This window comes from Novosphingobium aeonii (assembly GCF_052279045.1).
In the GTDB taxonomy this organism is placed as follows: Bacteria; Pseudomonadota; Alphaproteobacteria; order Sphingomonadales; family Sphingomonadaceae; genus Novosphingobium.
Window position 1 is genome coordinate 1,825,233 of the sequence record NZ_CP176833.1, and the last position, 20,046, is coordinate 1,845,278.

At 67.6% G+C, this 20,046-nt stretch carries 16 protein-coding genes and 1 riboswitch; of the genes, 8 read left to right on the forward strand and 8 right to left on the reverse strand.

The window, feature by feature from the left end; translation table 11 throughout:
• The 5 genes from nirB to ACLIMP_RS23455 form a co-directional block, all read right to left on the reverse strand.
• Positions 1 to 2,505 carry a nitrite reductase large subunit NirB gene (nirB, locus tag ACLIMP_RS23435; protein WP_443478475.1) on the reverse strand — a complete coding sequence of 835 codons (2,505 nt, stop codon included), beginning with the start codon at positions 2,503 to 2,505 and terminating at the stop codon, positions 1 to 3.
• Positions 2,506 to 2,726: 221 nt separating this feature from the next.
• On the reverse strand, positions 2,727 to 3,932 hold the full coding sequence (locus tag ACLIMP_RS23440) for an alginate export family protein (protein ID WP_324699303.1): 1,206 nt from the start codon (positions 3,930 to 3,932) through the stop codon (positions 2,727 to 2,729).
• A gap of 73 nt (positions 3,933 to 4,005) precedes the next feature.
• Positions 4,006 to 5,268, reverse strand: coding sequence for a nitrate/nitrite transporter (locus ACLIMP_RS23445; RefSeq protein WP_324699302.1), 1,263 nt, complete (start codon positions 5,266 to 5,268; stop codon positions 4,006 to 4,008).
• 317 nt (positions 5,269 to 5,585) lie between these two features.
• Positions 5,586 to 6,800, reverse strand: coding sequence for an ABC transporter substrate-binding protein (locus tag ACLIMP_RS23450; protein WP_054436249.1), 1,215 nt, complete (start codon positions 6,798 to 6,800; stop codon positions 5,586 to 5,588).
• Positions 6,797 to 7,378 carry an ANTAR domain-containing response regulator gene (locus ACLIMP_RS23455; protein ID WP_132469701.1) on the reverse strand — a complete coding sequence of 194 codons (582 nt, stop codon included), beginning with the start codon at positions 7,376 to 7,378 and terminating at the stop codon, positions 6,797 to 6,799. Before ACLIMP_RS23455 ends, ACLIMP_RS23450 begins: the two co-directional genes overlap by 4 nt.
• Positions 7,379 to 7,504: 126 nt before the next feature.
• A riboswitch (TPP riboswitch) is annotated at positions 7,505 to 7,627 on the forward strand.
• A 55-nt stretch (positions 7,628 to 7,682) separates the two neighbouring features.
• Here ACLIMP_RS23455 and tenA point away from each other — a divergent pair.
• Positions 7,683 to 8,345, forward strand: coding sequence for a thiaminase II (gene tenA, locus ACLIMP_RS23460; RefSeq protein WP_185999431.1), 663 nt, complete (start codon positions 7,683 to 7,685; stop codon positions 8,343 to 8,345).
• A gap of 16 nt (positions 8,346 to 8,361) precedes the next feature.
• Here tenA and ACLIMP_RS23465 read toward each other — a convergent pair whose 3' ends face one another.
• Together ACLIMP_RS23465 and ACLIMP_RS23470 are read right to left on the reverse strand one after the other, a co-directional pair.
• Entirely contained in the window at positions 8,362 to 8,910 is a 549-nt protein-coding gene (locus ACLIMP_RS23465) for a YbaN family protein (RefSeq protein WP_443478476.1), read from the reverse strand.
• A gap of 65 nt (positions 8,911 to 8,975) precedes the next feature.
• Positions 8,976 to 10,859, reverse strand: a complete 1,884-nt coding sequence (locus ACLIMP_RS23470) for a potassium transporter Kup (RefSeq protein WP_054436250.1) — start codon at positions 10,857 to 10,859, stop codon at positions 8,976 to 8,978.
• A gap of 143 nt (positions 10,860 to 11,002) precedes the next feature.
• On the opposite strand from ACLIMP_RS23470, the gene ACLIMP_RS23475 reads away from it, so the two are divergent.
• From ACLIMP_RS23475 to ACLIMP_RS23505, 7 genes are all read left to right on the forward strand, one after another.
• Positions 11,003 to 11,338, forward strand: a complete 336-nt coding sequence (locus ACLIMP_RS23475; protein WP_324699299.1) for a hypothetical protein — start codon at positions 11,003 to 11,005, stop codon at positions 11,336 to 11,338.
• A gap of 98 nt (positions 11,339 to 11,436) precedes the next feature.
• Positions 11,437 to 11,526 carry a K(+)-transporting ATPase subunit F gene (gene kdpF / locus ACLIMP_RS23480; RefSeq protein ID WP_324699298.1) on the forward strand — a complete coding sequence of 30 codons (90 nt, stop codon included), beginning with the start codon at positions 11,437 to 11,439 and terminating at the stop codon, positions 11,524 to 11,526.
• A gap of 25 nt (positions 11,527 to 11,551) precedes the next feature.
• Positions 11,552 to 13,255: a potassium-transporting ATPase subunit KdpA gene (kdpA, locus tag ACLIMP_RS23485; protein ID WP_324699977.1), complete on the forward strand. Its 1,704-nt coding sequence runs from the start codon at positions 11,552 to 11,554 to the stop codon at positions 13,253 to 13,255.
• Between the two features lie 11 nt (positions 13,256 to 13,266).
• Positions 13,267 to 15,282: a potassium-transporting ATPase subunit KdpB gene (gene kdpB, locus ACLIMP_RS23490; RefSeq protein ID WP_324699297.1), complete on the forward strand. Its 2,016-nt coding sequence runs from the start codon at positions 13,267 to 13,269 to the stop codon at positions 15,280 to 15,282.
• 12 nt (positions 15,283 to 15,294) lie between these two features.
• A complete protein-coding gene (gene kdpC / locus ACLIMP_RS23495; protein ID WP_324699296.1) occupies positions 15,295 to 15,903 on the forward strand; it encodes a potassium-transporting ATPase subunit KdpC in 609 nt (202 codons plus the stop codon).
• Positions 15,900 to 18,572: a DUF4118 domain-containing protein gene (locus ACLIMP_RS23500; RefSeq protein WP_443478477.1), complete on the forward strand. Its 2,673-nt coding sequence runs from the start codon at positions 15,900 to 15,902 to the stop codon at positions 18,570 to 18,572. Before kdpC ends, ACLIMP_RS23500 begins: the two co-directional genes overlap by 4 nt.
• Positions 18,569 to 19,255 (forward strand): response regulator transcription factor, encoded by a 687-nt coding sequence (locus ACLIMP_RS23505; protein WP_324699976.1) that lies wholly within the window; start codon positions 18,569 to 18,571, stop codon positions 19,253 to 19,255. The genes ACLIMP_RS23500 and ACLIMP_RS23505 overlap by 4 nt, the downstream gene beginning before the upstream one ends.
• On the opposite strand, the gene ACLIMP_RS23510 is transcribed toward ACLIMP_RS23505, so the two are convergent.
• Complete coding sequence (locus ACLIMP_RS23510; RefSeq protein ID WP_082370126.1) at positions 19,231 to 19,896, reverse strand: YitT family protein; 666 nt, start codon at positions 19,894 to 19,896, stop codon at positions 19,231 to 19,233. The two genes, ACLIMP_RS23505 and ACLIMP_RS23510, sit on opposite strands and share 25 nt — an antisense overlap.
• Positions 19,897 to 20,046 lie beyond the last annotated feature (150 nt).

Genomic DNA, 20,046 nt, shown 5'->3' on the forward strand with positions numbered 1-20,046 from the left:
TTACTCCGCTGCAATGGCCAGGGGTTCAAGGTGCTGGTGCAGTTCGGCCTTGTGACCGGCCGCGCGTTCGGCCCAGGGGTCTTCCTGGCTGAAGCTCTGCGAATAGAGGAAGCGGCTGCGCAAGGCCTCGCGTCCGGTGTCGTCCTCGACGATGCGCTGCTTCACATATTCGACGCCGACGCGTTCGATCCACGGCGCGGTGCGTTCGAGATAGCGCGCCTCCTCGCGGTATAGCTGGGTGAAGGCGGCGCAGTAATCGAGCGCCTCCTGCTCCGTGGCGACCTTGCAGAGGAAGTCGGTGGCGCGAACGTGAATGCCGCCGTTGCCGCCGACGTGGAGTTCATAGCCCGAATCCACGCAGACGATCCCGAAGTCCTTGATCGTCGCCTCGGCGCAATTGCGCGGGCAGCCGGAGACCGCGATCTTGAACTTGTGCGGCATCCACGAGCCCCAGGTCATCCGCTCGGTCTTCACCCCAAGGCCGGTGGAATCCTGCGTGCCGAAGCGGCACCATTCGCTGCCCACGCACGTCTTCACCGTGCGCAGCGACTTGCCGTAGGCATGGCCGGAGACCATCCCGGCGGCATTGAGATCGGCCCAGACGGCGGGCAGGTCTTCCTTCTTGATCCCGAAGATGTCGAGCCGCTGCCCGCCGGTGACCTTCACCATCGGCGCGTCGTACTTCTCCACCACATCGGCGATCGCGCGCAGTTCGCGGGGGTTGGTCAGGCCGCCCCACATGCGGGGAACCACCGAATAAGTGCCGTCCTTCTGGATATTGGCGTGCATGCGTTCGTTGACGAAGCGGCTCTGCTGGTCATCCTCGTATTCGCCGGGGAGCGCGCAGAGCAGGTAGTAGTTGAGCGCCGGCCGGCAGGACGAGCAGCCGTCGGGCGTGGACCAGTGAAGCTTCTGCATCACTTCGGGGATCGATTTCATGTGCTGCGCCACGATCTCGCGCCGCACGTCGTCGTGCGTGAAGCTGGTGCACTTGCACATCGTCTTCGGGCCGGACTTGACCTCCTCGCCCAGGGTCAGCGCCAGCAGGCTCTCGACCAGACCGGTGCAGGAACCGCAGCTTGCCGATGCCTTGCAGGTGGCGCGCACGGCGTCGAGGCTGCAGGCGCCGCCGGCGATCGAGCCGACGACCTGCCCCTTGGAAACGCCGTTGCAGCCGCAGACCTCGGCATCGTCGGAAAGCGCCGCCACCGCCGCCAGCGGGTCCGCCGTGCCGCCCGAGGCGAAGGCCTGCCCCAGGATCAGGAAGTCGCGGATTTCCGAAACGTCCTCCCCCTTCTTCAACAGGTCGAAGTACCAGTTGCCGTCGGCCGTATCGCCGTAGAGCACCGCGCCCACGACCTTGCCGTCCTTCACGACGACGCGCTTGTAGATCCCGCGCGAGGCGTCGCGCAGGACGATGTCCTCGCAGCCCTCCCCGCCCGAGAAGTCACCGGCCGAGAACACGTCGAGCCCGGCGACCTTGAGCTTGGTCGACGTGACCGAACCGCGATAGCCGCTGTGGCGGTCGGTCAGGCCATCGGCGAGACTGCGGCACATGTCCCAGAGCGGCGCGACAAGGCCGTAGACGTTCCCGTCATGCTCGACGCATTCGCCCACCGCGAGCACGGCGGGGTCGCTCGTCACCATGTGATCGTCGACCCTGATGCCGCGCCCCACATCCAGCCCGGCGTCGCGCGCCAGTGCCGTGGAGGGACGAATGCCCACCGCCATGACCACGAGGCTGGCCGGGATTTCGCGGCCGTCCTTCAGGCGCACGCCCTCGACTTTGCCGTCGCCCAGGATTTCGGCGGTATCGGCGCCGGTCAGGATGGTCTGGCCCCGTGCTTCGAGCGCGCTCTTGAGCAGCCAGCCCGCCGCCTCGTCCAGCTGGCGCTCCATCAGGGTGGGCATCAGGTGGATCACGGTGACCTTCATCCCGCGCAGGGTCAGGCCGTGCGCGGCCTCGAGGCCGAGCAGCCCCCCGCCGATCACCACCGCATCGCCGCCCCTGCCCGCGGCTTCCAGCATCAGGTCCACGTCGTTCATGTCGCGGAAGGAGATGACGCCGGGCAGGTCCTTGCCGGGAACCGGGATGATGAAGGGATCGGAACCGGTGGCGATCAGCAGCCGGTCGTAATGGACCTTGCGGCCCGACCGCGAGGTGACGGTCCTGCCCGCACGGTCGATCGCGGTGACCGGGTCCGACGTGACGAGTTCGATGCCGTTCCCGTCATACCATTCGCGGGTATTGATGACGATCTGGTCGAAGGTCTTCTCTCCCGCCAGCACCGGCGACAGCATGATGCGGTTGTAGTTCACATGCGGTTCGGCGCCGAAGATGGTGACGCGGTAGCGCCCGGCATCGCGCGCCAGCAGTTCCTCCACCGCGCGGCATCCGGCCATGCCGTTGCCCACCACCACCAGATGTTCGCGCACATCGTCGGAGGGCACGATCAACGTGCTCTCATAGTCCGCAGAAGCTTCGATCCCGTCCTGAAATTCCATGCCCGCGTCTCCAGAAATTCGAAGGAGAAAAAGAAAAAGGCCGCCATCCGGACCCTCGGTTCGAAAACCGAAAGTCTGGATGGCGGCCTTGCCATCGTTTGCGCTTCTGCGGCCCTTCAGTGGATCGCATCGGCTATGTTTGGTTGGGACAACGTCGTCCCTTGCACTGCACAATAAACGGAATCGCCCGAACGCTCAAGCGATTCCGTAAACGGTGGCGATCAGATCGCCCAGTCCAGCTGAATCCAGTACTTGTCGGTATCGACCGCCATCTGGCGGGCGTCGTAATGCGCATAGCGCAGCGCGATCGTCGTCCTGGCGACCTTCGCACTCGCGATAATATCCACTTCGTTGCCGTAGTGCTGGTCCAGGCGGTCGCTGTCGAAGCGGTGCCAGGTTCCCTGCAGGGCGACGGCGGAGAGCGGCCCCAGTTGCTTCACGCCGTAACCGCCGCCGAAATAGAGATCGCGCAGGCCGTTCGCAGGCGTCGTCAGGAACTTGTCCGTCCAGCCCTGGAACTTGAAATTGGTGCCGAGCGGGACCTGGAAGCTGGTCAGCGCGGTACCATCGGCAGCGCCCAGCACTTCATAACCGGCGTTGAGCTTCCATCCCTTCACGTCCAGCACCGCATCGGCCAGCCAGTAGTCGGCATGGTAGCTGTTGGGATTGTTGTGCCAGTCGTACTGGCGGGCATAACTTGCCTGCCAGGACAGTTTCGCCGCCTTGCCGAAGCCGTGGCTGCCCACGAAACGCCCGCCATAGGTCTGGCTGGACAGGCGGAACCCCTGCACCGCCGCTTCGTCCTGATCCACCAGATAGGCAAAGCCGGTGAACGTGCCGACCGGCGTCGCATAGGACAGGTTGGCGAAGACATTGTCCCCGCTCACCGCCTGCTGGCGGGCGCCATGTCCGTCGATGCCCCAGATCGTGCGCACGCTCCAGGCGTAGGACACATCGAGCTTCAGGCCCTTGAGCGGGGTGAGTTCGGCGCGCACGGCATCGAAAGTCTGCGCGTTGTCGCGAAAGCCGGCGTTGCCGATGAACCGCTCGTCGTCGAGCGCGATCTTCTGGCGGCCCGCGGTCAGCGTCACGCCCTTCGCCTTGTACTGAAGCTGGGCGACATAGAGCGCGATGTTCTGCGGATCCGATACCTGCGGACGGATCGCGGCGCCGTTCAGGCCGTCGTAGTAATGGTCCACCACCGCCAGCGTGCCTTGTCCGACGACCGTGGCGCTGAAGGCCCCTGTCGTCGCCGTGGCGCCGCCGCGAACGCGCAGGATCACGGCATCGGCGGCCGGGTCGATGTCGTCCTGATCGACATGTTCATAACGGGCCCGCGCCTCGACGATGGGCTTCAGGTCCACTTCCTCGGCATGGGCGGACCCGGTAGCGGCCAGCGCGGCCACCGTTCCAAACAAGTATCGCATTGAACTGATCTCCTGGGGGGCAAGGGTCAGCGGCGTCCAGACCAGCCTGTCCGAACGCCGCGATGCACTCCCATTATATGCGGGCGGCGGTCTTCCAGGTCGCGCGCCAGCGAGACTTGACCAGCGCCACCGAGGCGAGCGCGGCCAGCGCAAGGCCCGCGAAGATCAGGAAGCCCGGCGCGAAACTGCCGGTCATCTGCTTGGCCAGGCCCAGCGAACTGGCGAGATAGAACCCGCCGATCCCGCCTGCCATGCCGACAAGGCCCGTCATCACGCCGATCTCGGCCTGGAAGCGCTGCGGCACCAGTTGGAAGACCGCGCCGTTGCCGGTGCCCAGCGCCAGCATGGCCATCACGAACATGCCGAGCGCGCCCGGCAGGCTGGTGGCATTGGCAACCCCGGAAAGCGCCAGCGCGGCGACGAGGTAGACCACCATCAGCGCCTTCACGCCGCCGATCCGGTCAGCCAGCGCACCGCCCATGGGCCGCACCAGCGACCCGGCAAAGACGCAGCCCGCCGTGCAGTATCCCGCGACGATCGGGGTCAGGCCGAACTGGTCGGTAAAGTAGATCGGTAGCGAGGCGGCAAGGCCCACGAAACCGCCGAACGTCACGGCATAGAAGCCCATCAGCCACCATGCATCGGCCTGCCGCAGCGGTTCGAAATAGTCGATCAGCTTGCGCGGAGCCGGTGCGTCGGGGGCATCCTTCGCCATGACCATGTAGGCGACGAAGACCAGCGACAGCGGGATGCAGGCAAGGCCGAGCACCGCATTCCAGCCGAACATCTTGGCCAGCATGGGCGCGAAAAGCGAAGCGAGCACGGTGCCGGAATTGCCCATGCCGGCCAGCCCCATGGCCTTGCCCTGGTGCTCGGGCGGGTACCAGCGGCTGGCGAGCGGCAATGCGATCGCGAAACTCGCGCCCGCAAAGCCGAGGATCACGCCGAGCGCCAGCGTTCCCGCAAAGCTGTTCACGCCTGCAAGCCATGCGGAAAACAGCCCGGCGATGACGATGATCTGGCTGATCGCGCCGGAACGCTTGGGTCCGATCCGATCGACGAGCAGGCCGTTGACCACCCGCAGCAGCGCCCCGGCGAGCGTGGGGGTGGCCACCATCAGGCCCTTTTCCGCCGGGGTCAGCGCCAGCGTCTTCGAAATTTCCGGGGCCAGCGGCCCGAGCAGGACCCACACCATGAAGGCGAGGTCGAAATAGAGAAAGGCGGCGATCAGCGTGGGTGCATGACCGGCCTTCCAGAAGCTGGTTGTCGGCGCGTCGACCGGCGCATTCCCGGCCGTCTCGGCCTCTCCATCACGTTTCCAGTAAGCGGTTGCCATCGTAGGTCCCCCATAAACGGACACGAAAAAAGCCGCAGGCCGGACGTCACCCTCTGGTGAGCCCGGTCAGCGGCTTTGCTGCGAATATCGGTAAGGATGGCGCCCCGCCCTTGGAGCAGCGCATCCGAACATGGTCACGCTACATCGCGTGAGGCCTGTATCATCAGGCGATTCGCTTCATGTTGCAAGGCACAATATTCGCCGCCCGTGATCATCGCCGCATGAATGCGCGCAAGGGTGGCGCCGGAGAAGCGCAAGTCCATCAATTCAGATGGATTTTCCGCAAGGGCGCAATCGCCGCCGCTGGAACGAACCGGTCAATCCGGCTTCGCGAAGCCCGCAAGATAGTCCTCGATCCGTTCGGGATCGAACACGCGCCCGTCGAAGAAGCTGTCCGGCCCCAGCGTCAGGTCGCCCTGACGCGAGCCCACGGCGAGCGGCGCCGCCACCGCGCCTTCCAGCTTCATGCTGGCGCCCGGCATCGGCATGTCGCTGCCCGCCAGAGCGCGGCGGAACACGTCCGGACGGAATACCGCCCCCGCCCTCGCCGCATTCTCGGGCGTATGTTCGACCATGCCCCAGCGCGCGAGTTGCGAATAGATCCACAGCGCCTGGCTGCGCCAGGGAAACGGCGTCGCCTCGCGCGAGAACAGCATGAAATCGGGATTGGAGATCGGCGCATCCCCCGCCCGCGCGACGATCTGCCCGGTCAGCGCGCGCTGGATGAGATCGGCCGGCTGGTCGAGATAGCGGGGATCGGACAGCAGGTGCGCCAGCGCATCGTGGTTCTCCGGCGCATCGCACCACGCGGCGGCCCGCGCCAGCGCGCGCAGCAGCCGGTCGACGGTTTCGGGGTTCTCTTCCAGCCAGTTCTGGCGGAAGGCGAGCACCTTTTCCACGCCGCGGCGCCAGATCCGCTCCCCCACCGCCACGGTTTCGGCAAGGCCCGCCTCGATCGCGGCGCTGCCCCAGGGCTCGCCCGCGATGAAACCGTCGATCTCTGCCGCCAGCAGCGCCTCCACCATCAGCGAGGGCGGCAGCACCCGCAGCACCACGTCCCGGTCGGGATCGACGCCTGCGCTCGCCAGCCAGTAGCGCAGCATGAGCGCATGGCTGGAGAAGCGATGGACCACGCCGATCACCGGCTTGCGGCGCCAGAGGCCGATGGCCCCGGCGAAATCGTGCGCCGTGCCCAGCGGATCGGCGAGGCGGCTGGCCGGATCGGGATAGAGCGCGGCGGCGAAATCCTTCGCCATGACCAGCATGTTGCCATTGACGCCCAGCTTGTAGGGCGCGGCAAGCGCGGCGGGCTGCTGGCTGAGCCCCAGCGTCACCGCGACGGCGAGCGGCGCCAGCATGTGCGCGGCCTGCACCTGCCCATAGACCAGCCGGTCCCGCAAGGTTGCCCAGCTCGTCGTGCGCAGCAGGTCCAGCGCGAGCCCTTCCTCCTCGGCAAACCCTCGTTCCCGTGCGGCGGCAAGCACCGCCACGTCGTTCAGCGGCAGGAAGGCGATGCGCAGGTCCGTCGTCATATTCCGCCTCCCAGCAGGTCGCTGGCGGTGATGAGCGCCTGCGCCACGTCCACGATCTTCTTGCCCTGGTTCATCGCACCCGAGCGCAGCAGCGCATAGGCTTCCTGTTCGGAGAGGCTGCGCTGCGCCATCAGGATCGACTTCGCCCGGTCGATCACCTTGCGGTCGGACAAGGCTGTGCGCGCCTCGTCCAGTTCAGCCTGTATCCGTGCGAAGGCATTGAAGCGCCGCACCGCCAGTTCGAGCACCGGCTTGACCCGTTCCTTGCGGAGCCCGTCGACGACATAGGCCGAAACCCCGGCATCGATGGCCGCACCGATCATCGCCTCGTCCGACTGATCCACGAACATGGCGATCGGCCGGGCGAGCGCGCGGCTGACGGTGAGCATCTCCTCCAGCGTGTCGCGGCTGGGGCTGCCGAGGTCCATCAGGACGACATCGGGCGCCATCCGCTCAAGCCGGGCCACGAAGGCGCCGCGCGGCGGAACGATGTGAATGTCGTCATAGCCCGCATCGCGCAGGCCCTCCTCGAGAACCGTCGCGCGCAGCCCGCTGTCGTCGATGATGACGATTCTCATCGATTCCCCAATTTGATCGAACCCGTGCCCGTGTTTCCCCGCACATCGCCGAGAGCCGGTGCCGCGTCAATCGCCGTCCACCGGCCGTTGACGCGGCTCGCGCCTTTTCCTAGGCCGCCATGACATCTTCAACCCACGGGGTGTCCTGGCGCTGTCAGGGCTGAGAGGCGGATCGGGGCCGTTCCCAGTCCGCAAACCCGCGAACCTGATCCGGCTCATACCGGCGGAGGAATAGGGACATGCACTGCTGCGGCTCGATGACTTTCGCCTTCACGCCGGGCGCCATCTTCAAGGACGAAACGCCATGAGCTTCTGCGACGCCATCTGGGACGAGGTCGCCCCGCTGCGCCGGTCGATCCTCGCGCATCCGTTCCTTGCCGAACTGGCGGGCGGCACGCTGGAGGCGGAGAGCTTCCGCCACTACATCGTGCAGGACAGCCTCTACCTTGCCGAATATGCACGCGTGCTGGCCATCGCGGCCGCCCGCGCGCCCACGGCGGCGGGCCGGCTGGAATTCTCGGACGGTGCCAAAGTGGCGGTGCAGGTCGAGGAAGCGCTGCACCAGGCGTTCTTCGCCCGGTTCGGCGTAACGGCACAGATGGCACAGGACAGCGAAGCGACGCCGGCCTGCCTCGGCTACACCGGCTATCTCGCCACCCTTGCCGCCACGCGCAGTTACGAGGAACTGATCGCGGGCATCCTGCCCTGCTTCTGGGTCTACTGGGAAGTCGGCTGCGACATCAAGCCGCGCGCTGCCTCGCCCAATCCCTATGCGGCATGGATCGACACTTACGCAGCCCCTTCGTTCGGCGAGGCGACCGCGCGCGTGCGCGCCCTGGTGGACGAAGCCGCCGCCAACGCCGCCCCCGCCACCCGCGCCGCCATGGCCACCGCATTCCGCAATGCCACCCGCTTCGAATGGATGTTCTGGGATTCGGCCTATCGCCGCGAGGGCTGGCCGATCTGACGGTTAAGGTCCGGCCTCAGCTCTCGCCGCGCGGTTCGCGGCGCCGGATCACCCAGGTCGCGCAGCCCAGCAGCACCGCCGCCACGCCCAGCGCCGGCAGCGGCCCGGGGCGCGCGATCAGGCAGAACGAGACGAAACCGATGGTCATCCCGGCAAGGGAGGCGATCTTGGCCGGGCGCGGGATCGCCCGCTCCGCCCGCCATGCCCGCAGCCCCGGTCCGAACCGGGGATGATTGAGCAGCCACGCCTCCAGCCGGGGCGAGGACCGCGCGAAGCAGGGCAGCGCCAGGATCATGAAGTCGGTGGTCGGCAGCAGCGGCACGAAGATGCCGATCACCCCGATCCCCACCAGCAGCAGCCCCAGCGCCATCCACGCCAGCCGCGCCGGACGGCCCCGCCGCAGGATCTCGTCGGAGGGCGCCCACACCGGCTGCGGAGACTGGACCGAAGTGGACTGGACCGAAGCGGACTGGACCGAAGCGGACTGGCCCGAAGCAGCGGGCGCCGCGGCAGCCGGATCGGCCGTTTCAGGCGGGGGCGACAGGGTGGAAGAGCTATTCGGCACGGATCACCATGGGCCCGTGCTATCGCAGTTGCGACTAATTCTCAACAGCACAATGGCTTGTGCCGTCAGATTTCAAGCTGGCTGCCCAGTTCGATCACGCGGTTGGTCGGCAGCTTGAAGAACTCCATCGCGCTCTGCGCATTGCGGACCATCGAGGCGAAGAGCTTTTCCCGCCACAGCGCCATGCCGGGTCGGCTCGACGGAATAAGCGTCTGGCGCGAGAGGAAATAACTGGTTTCCATCGGCTTGAACGGGCCGCCCGCGCGGTGCTCGGCGGCAAGCGCGGCGGGAATGTCGGCCTCGTCCATGAACCCGTAGCGCAGGACCATCCGGTAGAATCCCTGCCCGAGATCCTCGACATCGCAGCGATCCTCGGCGCCGACGTGCGGCACCCCGCGATTGGCGACGGTAAGGATCACCACGCGGTCATGGAGGATATGGTTGTGCTTGAGATTGTGCAGCAGGCCCGGCGGCACCCCCTCGACAGAGGAAGCAAGAAACACCGAAGTGCCCGCCACGCGCCTGACCCGCTCGCCCACCGACTTCAGGAAGACCTCGATCGGAATCGAATCCTCGTGCAGCCTCTCGCGCACGAGGCGGCGGCCGGTCGCCCAGGTGGTCAGCAGGGTGAAGACCACCGCCGCGACCAGCAGCGGGAACCAGCCACCATCGGGTATCTTGGTGACGTTGGAAGCGAAGTATAGCCCGTCGATGAAGAGGAAGCCCAGCGTCACCCCGCCGGCCACCAGCGGGTGCCATTTCCACACGGTGAAGGTCAGCACGCCCAACAGGCAGGCGGTGATAAGCATCGTCCCGGTCACCGCGATCCCGTAAGCCGCCGCCAGGTTGCCGGAACTGCGGAAGCCCAGGACCAGCAGGATCACCATCACCAGCAGCGCCCAGTTCACCAGCGGCACGTAGATCTGCCCCACTGCCTTGGCGCTGGTGTGCAGGATCTTCAGCCGCGGCAGGAAACCGAGCTGCACCGCCTGCTGCGAAACCGAGAAGGCGCCCGAGATCACGGCCTGGCTGGCGATGATCGTTGCCATCGTCGCCAGCGCGACGAGCGGCAGCCGCGCCCAGTCCGGCGCCATGAAGAAGAACGGATTGCTGATCGCCTCGGGATTGCGCAGGACCAGCGAAGCCTGTCCCAGGTAATTGAGCAGGAGACAGGGAAAAGCGACGTAGAGCCAGGAGATCGAGATCGCCTTGCGCCCGAAATGCCCCATGTCCGCATAGAGCGCCTCGGCCCCCGTCACCGCCAGCACCACCGATCCAAGCGCGAGGAAGGCGAGCTTGGGGTTCACCATGAAGAACTCCACCGCATGGTGCGGGCTCAGGGCCGACACGACCTCGGGCGCCCGCGCGATCGAGGCGATGCCCAGCGCCGCCAGCACGAGGAAATAGACGATCATGATCGGCCCGAACAGCTTGCCCATGGCGGCGGTGCCGTGGGACTGGACCGAGAACAGCCCGATCAGGATCACCACCGCGATCGGCACGACGAACGCGGAAAATTCCCGGTTCACCACCGTCAGCCCCTCCACCGCCGACAGCACCGAAACGGCGGGCGTGATGATCGCATCGCCGTAGAACAGGGCCGTGGCGATAACGCCGAGCATCGCGATCAGCGGGCTCCAGCGGTTCTTGCCGATCTTGCGCCCGATCAGCGCCAGAAGCGCAAGGCTGCCGCCCTCGCCGTTGTTGTCCGCGCGCAGGATGATGAAGACGTACTTGATCGTGACGATCAGCATCATCGTCCAGAACATCAGCGAGATCACGCCGAACATGTGCAGGCGGTCCACCACCAGCGGGTGATGGCCGATGAAGCTTTCCTTTAGGGCATAGAGCGGCGAGGTGCCGATATCGCCGAAAACGACCCCGATCGCGCCGATCGACAGCGCCGTGAGGCTTTCATTGGGGGCATGGTGCCCGGAAGTCTCGCTCATGATGCCGGCGCCTAGTCCCACGCGCGCGAGGGCGCCATCACCTTTATGCTTTCTTTATGCGGCGGGCACAATTCCCCGTGGAACCTTAACGCCCTTCGCGCCCACTTCGCCTTCCGTCCACCACTGACGGGAGGCCTTGCGCCATGCCGCATCGATTGCCGGGAGAGCCCTGGTCCAGAGAACGCCTGGCGCGCCTGCGCGCCGGCCAGCGGTGGTGGCCGGCCGAGATCCTGAGCCGGATCGCGGCGCTGGGACTGCTGGCGGTGTTCTGGCGCCTGGCCCTGCTCGAGCACCGGCTGTCGCTGACACCGGCGCCTCACCCGCCCTGCGCCGCAGACCTCCTCGCCTGCCTTGGCATGGTCGCGCTTCTCGTGAGCGGCCTCGCGCTCGGCATGGCCGGGCCGGGGCTCCTGCGCGAGGTCGAGCTGCCCGGCCATTTCTCCGCGCGCGGCGACTTTTCCATCCCACCGAGGAGCTGATCCGATGAACGATATCGCCTGGCTGGCCATTCTCGCCGGCCTTTTCCTCCTGACGCTGGCCTTCGCGCGCCTCTGCGAAAAAGCCTGAGAGACCCGCCATGAACCTGCCGCTGCTGCTTGCCGGGCTCACCACCCTGGGCCTGCTGATCTATCTCCTCGCCGCGCTCCTGCGCCCCGAACGCTTCTGACGGAGGCCGCGCCATGACCACCGGAATGACATTGCCGGGCTGGACCCTGATCCTCCTGTTCACCGCGCTGGTCGCGGGCCTCGCCAAGCCGATGGGGCTCTGGCTCTTCGCGCTTTACGAGGGGCGCCGAACCCCGCTTCACCGCGTGCTCGGCCCCGTCGAGAACGGCTTCTACCGGCTTGCCGGGATCGATCCGAATGCCGAGCAGGGCTGGCGCCGTTACGCCCTGCACATGCTGGCGTTCAACCTCGTCCTCCTGCTGTTCACCTACTGTGTCCTGCGCCTTCAGGACGTGCTGCCGATGAACCCGCGCGGCCTTGCCGCGATAGGCGCGGACGGCGCGATGAACACGGCGGTGAGCTTCACCACCAATACCAACTGGCAGTGGTATTCGGGCGAAGTCGCGATGTCGAACCTCAGCCAGATGCTGGGGCTGACCATCCATAACTTCCTGTCCGCCGCCACCGGCATCGCGGTGGCCTTTGCGCTGTTCCGCGGATTTGCGCGGCGCGAGGCGAAGACGCTCGGCAATTTCTGGGCCGACTGCACGCGCGTCACGCTTTACCTGCTGCTGCCCGCCTGCCTGGCCTATGCGCTGTTCCTGATCGCCAGCGGCGTGCCGCAGACGCTGTCGAGCATGGTCGACACCACCTCGCTGGAAGGCCTGCGCCAGTCCATCGCGCTGGGCCCGGTCGCCTCGCAGGAGGCGATCAAGATGCTCGGCACCAACGGCGGCGGCTTCTTCAATGCCAATTCCGCCCACCCGTTCGAGAACCCCACGGCCCTGACCAACCTGGTGCAGATGCTCTCGATCTTCGCGCTGGGCGCCGGCCTGACGTGGTGCTTCGGCAAGGCGGTGGGCGACACCCGCCAGGGCTGGGCGATCCTTGCGGCGATGCTGGCGCTGTTCCTTGTCGGCGCCGGGGTGACATACTGGCAGGAAGCCGCGGGCAACCCGGTGCTCCATCAGCTCGGCCTGCCCGGCGGCAACCTGGAAGGCAAGGAACTGCGCTTCGGCATCACCGCCAGCGCCCTGTTCTCGGTCGTGACCACGGCGGCCTCCTGCGGCGCGGTCAATGCCATGCATGACAGCTTCACCGCGCTGGGCGGGATGGTCCCGCTCATCAACATGCAGCTTGGCGAAGTCGTGGTCGGCGGGGTCGGCGCGGGAATCTACGGCTTCTTGCTGTTCGCGCTGCTCTCGGTCTTCGTGGCGGGCCTGATGGTCGGCCGCACCCCGGAATACCTCGGCAAGAAGATCGAGGCGCGCGAAGTCAAGCTGGCGGTGCTCGCCATCGCCGTCCTGCCGCTCTGCATCCTGGGCCTCACCGCGCTTTCCGCCGTCATGCCGGAAGGGCTTGCCGGGCCGCTGAACAAGGGGCCTCACGGCTTCACCGAGATCCTCTACGCCTTCGCCTCGGGCACCGGCAACAACGGCTCCGCCTTTGCCGGGCTGAGCGCCGGGACGCCGTTCTACAACGGCCTGCTCTCGGCGGCGATGTGGATCGGCCGCTTCTTCGTGATCGTGCCGGTGCTCGCGGTGGCGGGAAGCCTCGCGACCAAGAAGCATACCCCCGAAACCGCCGGCTCCTTCCCGACCACCGGCCCGCTGTGGATCGGGCTGCTGGTCGCCGTGATCCTGATCCTGGGCGGCCTCACCTTCCTGCCGAGCCTCGCGCTCGGGCCCATCGCCGATCATCTCGCGATGATCTCGGGCCAACTGTTCTGAAAGCTCCTGTCATGACGACACCCAACTCGATGTTCTCGGCCCGGCTGGTCGTGCCCGCGATCGGCGATGCCTTCCGCAAGCTGGACCCGCGCGAACTGGTGAGGAACCCGGTGCTTTTCACCACGGCGGTCGTCGCCGTCCTGCTCACCGTGCTGCTGATCCTCGGCGGCGAGCCGCTGCCGCGCGGGTTCCAGATCCAGCTCATCGCCTGGCTCTGGCTGACCGTGCTGTTCGGCACCTTCGCCGAGGCGCTGGCCGAAGGGCGCGGACGGGCGCAGGCGGCCTCGCTGCGCGCCACCAAGTCGGACCTCACCGCCCGCCTGCCCGATGGACGCTCGGTTCCTGCCTCCCAGTTGAAGAAGGGCGCCGTGGTGGTGGTGACGGCGGGAGACCTCATCCCCGCCGACGGCGAAGTGATCGAAGGCGTCGCCTCCGTCAACGAAGCGGCCATCACCGGCGAAAGCGCGCCGGTGATCCGGGAAGCCGGCGGAGACCGTTCCGCCGTCACCGCGGGCACCCGCGTCATTTCCGACGAGATCCGGGTGCGGGTCACGCAGGAGCCGGGCCAGGGCTTCCTCGATCGCATGATCGCCCTCGTCGAAGGCGCGGAGCGGCAGAAGACCCCCAACGAGATCGCCCTTACCATCCTGCTGGTGGGCCTGACGATCGTGTTCCTGATCGCGGTCGCCACGATCCCGGCCTTTGCGCACTATGCCGGCGGCGCGATCCCGGTAGCGGTGCTCGCGGCCCTCCTCATCACCCTGATCCCCACCACCATCGCCGCGCTGCTCTCCGCCATCGGCATTGCCGGGATGGACCGCCTCGTGCGCTTCAACGTGCTGGCGAAGTCGGGCCGCGCGGTGGAAGCGGCGGGCGATATCGACGTGCTGCTGCTCGACAAGACCGGCACGATCACCGTGGGAGACCGTCAGGCCGCCGAGTTCCGCCCGGTTTCCGGGGTCGGTGCCGGCATCCTCGCCGAAGCCGCCCTGCTCGCCAGCCTTGCCGACGAAACGCCCGAAGGCCGCTCGATCGTGGTGCTGGCGCGCGAAGGCCACGGCCTCGTGCCCGGCGCGCTGCCGCAAGACGCCGAAGTCATCCCCTTCACCGCGCAGACCCGGATCTCCGGGCTGAAGAGCACTGCCGGACTGGTCCAGAAGGGTGCGGTAGACGCAATCCTGCGCGCCAATCCGGACGCGGCATCCTCGCCCCAGGCCGCCGAACTGCGCCGCCTCGCCGAGGAAATCGCCCGTTCGGGCCAGACCCCGCTCGCAGTCGCCCGCGACGGCCGCCTGCTCGGGATAATCGCGCTGAAGGACGTGGTGAAGGCGGGCGTGCGCGAACGTTTCATGGAACTGCGCCGGATGGGCATCCGCACGGTGATGATCACGGGCGACAACCCGCTGACCGCCGCCGCCATCGCCGCCGAGGCAGGCGTGGACGATTTCCTCGCCGAAGCCACGCCCGAGGACAAGCTGGCGCTGATCCGCAAGGAACAGCAGGGCGGCAGGCTCGTGGCGATGTGCGGCGACGGCACCAACGACGCCCCCGCCCTTGCCCAGGCCGATGTCGGCGTGGCGATGAACACCGGCACCCAGGCCGCGCGCGAAGCGGGCAACATGGTCGATCTCGACAGTGACCCCACCAAGCTCATCGAGATCGTCGGCCTAGGCAAGCAGCTCCTGATGACACGCGGCGCGCTGACGACGTTCTCGGTCGCCAATGACGTGGCGAAATACTTCGCGATCATCCCCGCCATGTTCCTGGCGCTCTATCCCGGCCTCGGCGTGCTCAACGTGATGCGCCTCGCCTCGCCGGAAAGCGCGATCCTCTCGGCCATCGTGTTCAACGCGCTGATCATTCCCGCGCTGGTGCCGCTGGCGCTGAAGGGCGTGACATACCGGCCGATGGCCGCCGGTCCGCTGCTGGCCCGCAACCTCGCGGTCTACGGCCTCGGCGGCCTGATCGCGCCGTTCATCGGCATCAAGCTCATCGACCTTGCGGTCACCGCGCTCCACCTCGTCTGAGGAAAGGCATCCATGCTCAAGGATCTCACCACCGCCGCGCGCCCCGCGCTCGTGCTCACCGTGCTTTTCGCGCTCCTGCTCGGCCTTGCCTATCCGCTGGCGCTCACGGGGATCGCGCAGGCCCTGTTCCCCCGGCAGGCGAACGGCAGCCTGATCGAGCGCAACGGACAGGTGATCGGCTCGGCCCTGATCGGCCAGGCCTTCACGCAGGACCGCTACTTCCACGGCCGCCCTTCCGCCGCGGGCGCCGCCGAACGGGGCGGCTACGATGCCATGGCCTCCTCCGGGTCCAACCTCGCCCCCACCAGCCAGGCCCTTGCCGACCGCGTCAAGGCAGACGTTTCCGCGCTTCAGAAATCCCCAGGTTCCCTCGTTCCATCCGACCTGGTGACAACTTCCGCCTCGGGGCTGGACCCCCATGTCAGCCCCGAGGCGGCGCTTTTCCAGACCGATCGCGTGGCCCGGGCGCGCGGCCTTGAAAAGGCGCGGGTGGATGCGCTGGTGGCGCGGCATGTCGAACGCCCCCTGCTCGGTTTCCTGGGCGAACCGCGCGTCAACGTGCTCGAACTCAATCTCGCTCTCGACAGCATGGCGGCAGGCGGCGCACAAGCACGGCCGTGAACGATCCCCGGCCCGATCCCGACGCCCTCCTTCGCGCCGCCGCGCGCGAGAACCGAGGCCGCCTCAAGGTTTTCCTTGGGGCGGCTCCTGGCGTGGGCAAGACTTACGAGATGCTGGCAGAAGGCGCCGCTCTCGCCAGGGCGGGGCTGGATGTCGTGGTCGGCGTTGCCGAAACCCATGGCCGGGCGGAAACGGCGGCGCAGCTTGCCGGGCTCGAGATCGTACCGCTGCGCCGCATGGCCTATCAGGGCCACGCGCTGGACGAGATGGACATGGACGCCATCCTCGAACGCCGCCCGGCGCTGGTTCTGGTGGATGAACTGGCCCACACCAACGCCCCCGGCAGCCGCCACGACAAGCGCTGGCAGGATGTGGAGGAACTGCTGGCGGCAGGGATCGACGTCCATTCCACGCTCAACATCCAGCACCTCGAAAGCCTGAACGACGTGGTCGCCTCGTTCACGCATGTCCGCGTGCGCGAAACCCTGCCGGACCGGATGCTGGAGGAGGCCGAACTCGAAATCGTCGACATTCCGCCCGACGAACTGATCGAGCGCCTGCGACAGGGCAAGGTCTACGTGCCGGAGGAAGCGACCCGCGCGCTTGGCGCGTTCTTTTCCAAGTCCAACCTTTCGGCCCTGCGCGAACTGGCGCTCCGCCGCGCAGCGCAGGCGGTGGACGCGCAGATGCTCGACTATGTGCGCGCCCACGCCATGGCCGGGACCTGGGCGGCGAGCGACCGGCTGGTGGTGGCCGTCAGCGAACAGCCCGGCTCGCTCGAACTGGTCCGCGCCGCCAAGCGCATGGCAGACGCGCTGCGGGCACCGTGGACCGCCGTCCACATCGAGACCCCGCGCAGCGCCCGCTTCAGCGACGGCGAGAACGCCGCCCTCGCCGATGCGCTGCATCTTGCCACCCAGCTTGGCGGGCAAGTGGCAACGCTGCCGGCCGAGACCGTGCTCGCAGGCCTGCAGCGCTTCGCGGCGGAAGCCCGCGCGACCCAGTTGATCGTCGGGAAATCGTCCCGCTCGCGCTGGTTCGAACTGCGCCACGGCTCGATCGTCGACCGACTGGTGCGCGAAACGCAGGGGCTGGCGGTCCATGTCCTGCCCACCGGCGACAATGCGGCACAAACCCCTGTGCCGCGCCTGAGCCGGCCGCGCGGCGAATGGGGCAGCCTCTCCGGCTACCTCGTCTCCTTCGCGCTCACCGCGGCGGTGACGCTGATGGGCACGCAGATCCTGCGCACCGGCAATATCTCGGACCTTGGCCTGCTCTACCTGCTGCCGGTGATGGTCGCCGCCACGCGCTACGGCCTGCGTACCGGCGTCGTCACCGGGCTGCTCTGCTCGATCGGCTACAACTTCTTCTTCATCCCGCCCACCCACACCCTGACCATCGAGGACCCGCGCAACATCCTCACCGTACTGGTCCTGCTCGGCGTGGCGGTGGTCAGCAGCCAGCTTGCCGCGCGGGTGCGGGCGCACGCCTTGCAGGCGCAGGCCAGCGCCGCGCAGAACGGCGCGCTGGCGGGCTTCGCGCGGCTGCTGACCGGGGTGAGGACGGTGGACGACCTGGGGCACCTGCTCTGCGCCGAGATCGGCCGCCTGCTGGCCGGCAATGCGGTTCTCCTGATGCCCGGCGATGACGGCCTCTCGCAGCGCTGGAGCTGGCCGAAGGAAGCCCATCTCGAAACCCTCGACCTTGCCGCCGCGACCTGGGCCTACGACAACAATGCGCCAGCCGGGCGCGGGTCGGACACGCTGACCGCCTCGGAATGGCTGTTCCATCCGCTGGCGGCGGGCGGCGCGGCGATGGGCGTCTTCGGCCTGGCCCGCAGCGATGCCCGCGCGCCGGTGCGGCCGGACCAGTTGCCCCTGCTGCTCAGCCTGCTCGATCAGGCCGCGCTCGCGCTGGACCGGATCCTGCTGGAAGGGCAGATGGCCGAACTGTCGCAAGTGCGCGAACGCGACCGGCTGCGCCATGCGCTGCTGTCCTCGGTCAGCCACGACTTGCGCACGCCGCTGACCACGATCCTCGGCACGCTCGATGCGGTGCGCACCACCGACCCCGAGCAGGAAGAACAGATGGCGGCGGCGCGCGGCGAGGCGGAGCGGCTGCACCGCTTCGTCACCAACCTGCTCGACATGGCCCGGATCGAGGCGGGCGCGCTGCACGGCAAGGCGGAGCCGGTGGACCTGGAGGAAGCGGTATCGGGGGCCCTGCACCAACTGCGCGCGCTGCTGGGCGGACACCGGCTGGATATCGCCATCGCGCGGGACGTGCCGATGGTCATGGTGGACCCGCACCTGTTCCACCATTGCCTCACCAACCTGATCGAGAACGCCGCCAAATACGGCGATCCCGGCGGACCCATCGCAATCGCCGCGCGCCGCATCGGCCCCGGCCTCGAACTGACCGTAGCGGATCGCGGCCCCGGCATCCCGCCCGGCGAGGAAGAACGCATCTTCGAGACTTTCGCCCGGATCGAGGGTTCGGACCGCAAGGGCGGCACCGGCCTCGGCCTTGCCATCGTCAGGGGTTTCGCGCTGGCCATGGGACTCTCGGTCTCAGCGGCGGCCCGCCCGCCCGATGCGGACGGCAAGGGAGGCGCCTGCTTCACGATCCGCTTCGATCCGACCCATCTCAGGGAATGGCCCACGATATGAACCCCAACGTCAAGATTCTCGTCGTCGATGACGAGCCCGCCATCCGCCGCCTGTTCCACGCAGGGCTCTCCCGCGCGGGCTATCAGGTGGTGGAAGCCGGCACCGCCCGCGAGGCGCTCAATGCGCTTACGATCGACAAGCCCGAAGTGGTCCTCCTGGACCTCGGCCTGCCGGACCGCGACGGGCTGGAGCTGATCCCGATCCTCAAGGGGCGCACGGCGATCATCGTCGTCTCCGCGCGCGACGCCACCGAACAGAAAGTGGCCGCGCTGGACCTCGGCGCGGACGACTATGTCGCCAAACCGTTTGACAGCGAAGAGGTCCTCGCCCGGATCCGCACCGCGCTGCGCCACCGGCTGCCGGTGGAAAGCGGGGAAAAGCCCGTGCGGCATGGCGATATCGAGATCGACCTCACCGCCCGGATCATTCGCAAGGGGGGCGCGGAAATCCACCTCACGCCAAAGGAGTACGGCTTTCTCTCGGAACTTGCGCGCAGTCCGGGCCGGGTCATCACCCACGCCCAGCTCCTGCGCTCGGTGTGGGGGCCGGGCCACGAAAGCGATGTCGAATACCTGCGCGTGGCCGCGCGGGGCATCCGGCGCAAGCTGGAGGACGATCCCTCTCAGCCGGCCATGCTTCGCAACGAGCCCGGCGTCGGCTATCGCCTGGTCGGGCTGGACTGATCGTCCTGCGCGGTGCGGCGGGCGGCGCGCAGCGGGGAAAAGCCCGCATAGCGCCCCGGCCGCAACCACAGTCCGGTAACAAGGCCCATCGAAATCGCGCTCACCGCCGACCATGCCAGCTTGTCCGCCGGCAGGAACAGTGCCGAAGCGCCAAGGATCGCAAAGTCGATCGCGATCTGCGAGCGGCCGATGTTCCAGCCCCGCTTCAGGAACAGCCAGTACGTGACGATGCCGACCCCGCCAACCCCGGCCCCGTGCCGCACCACCGCCAGCGTGCCCATGCCCAGCAGGGTGCCTGCGCCCACGGCTGCGGCGAAGGGATCGTTGACCTCGATCGTCAGCGCGTGCTCGGCCAGCACAGAGGCCAGCGCGATGCCGCCGCTCGCCGCGATCGTGCGCAGGGTGAACAGCGAACCCATCGCCCGCAGCGCCAGCGCCAGGAACGGAACGTTGAGCAGGGCGAACAGCAGGCCCGGCGGCAGCGGCGCGAAATGACCGACCAGCAGCGCCAGCCCCGCCATGCCGCCTGTCACCAGCCCCGCCGCATGGAGAATGGTCAGCCCAAGGCCGATCAGCACGCTGCCCACGGCGATCGCGTAGATATCCTCGATGCGGCCGTGGCGGACCGTATTGGCGTTCATGGGCGAAATTCGCTTCGTCTGGTGTGGAATCCTGGGAGCCATTTATGCAGGTGCGAACACCGAGTCGAGCCTTGTGATAGTCCCGGAACAATCCGGCTTTCCAGCGGGATTTCGCGCAAGGATGCATGGCGGCGAAAACCCGGCGCGCAT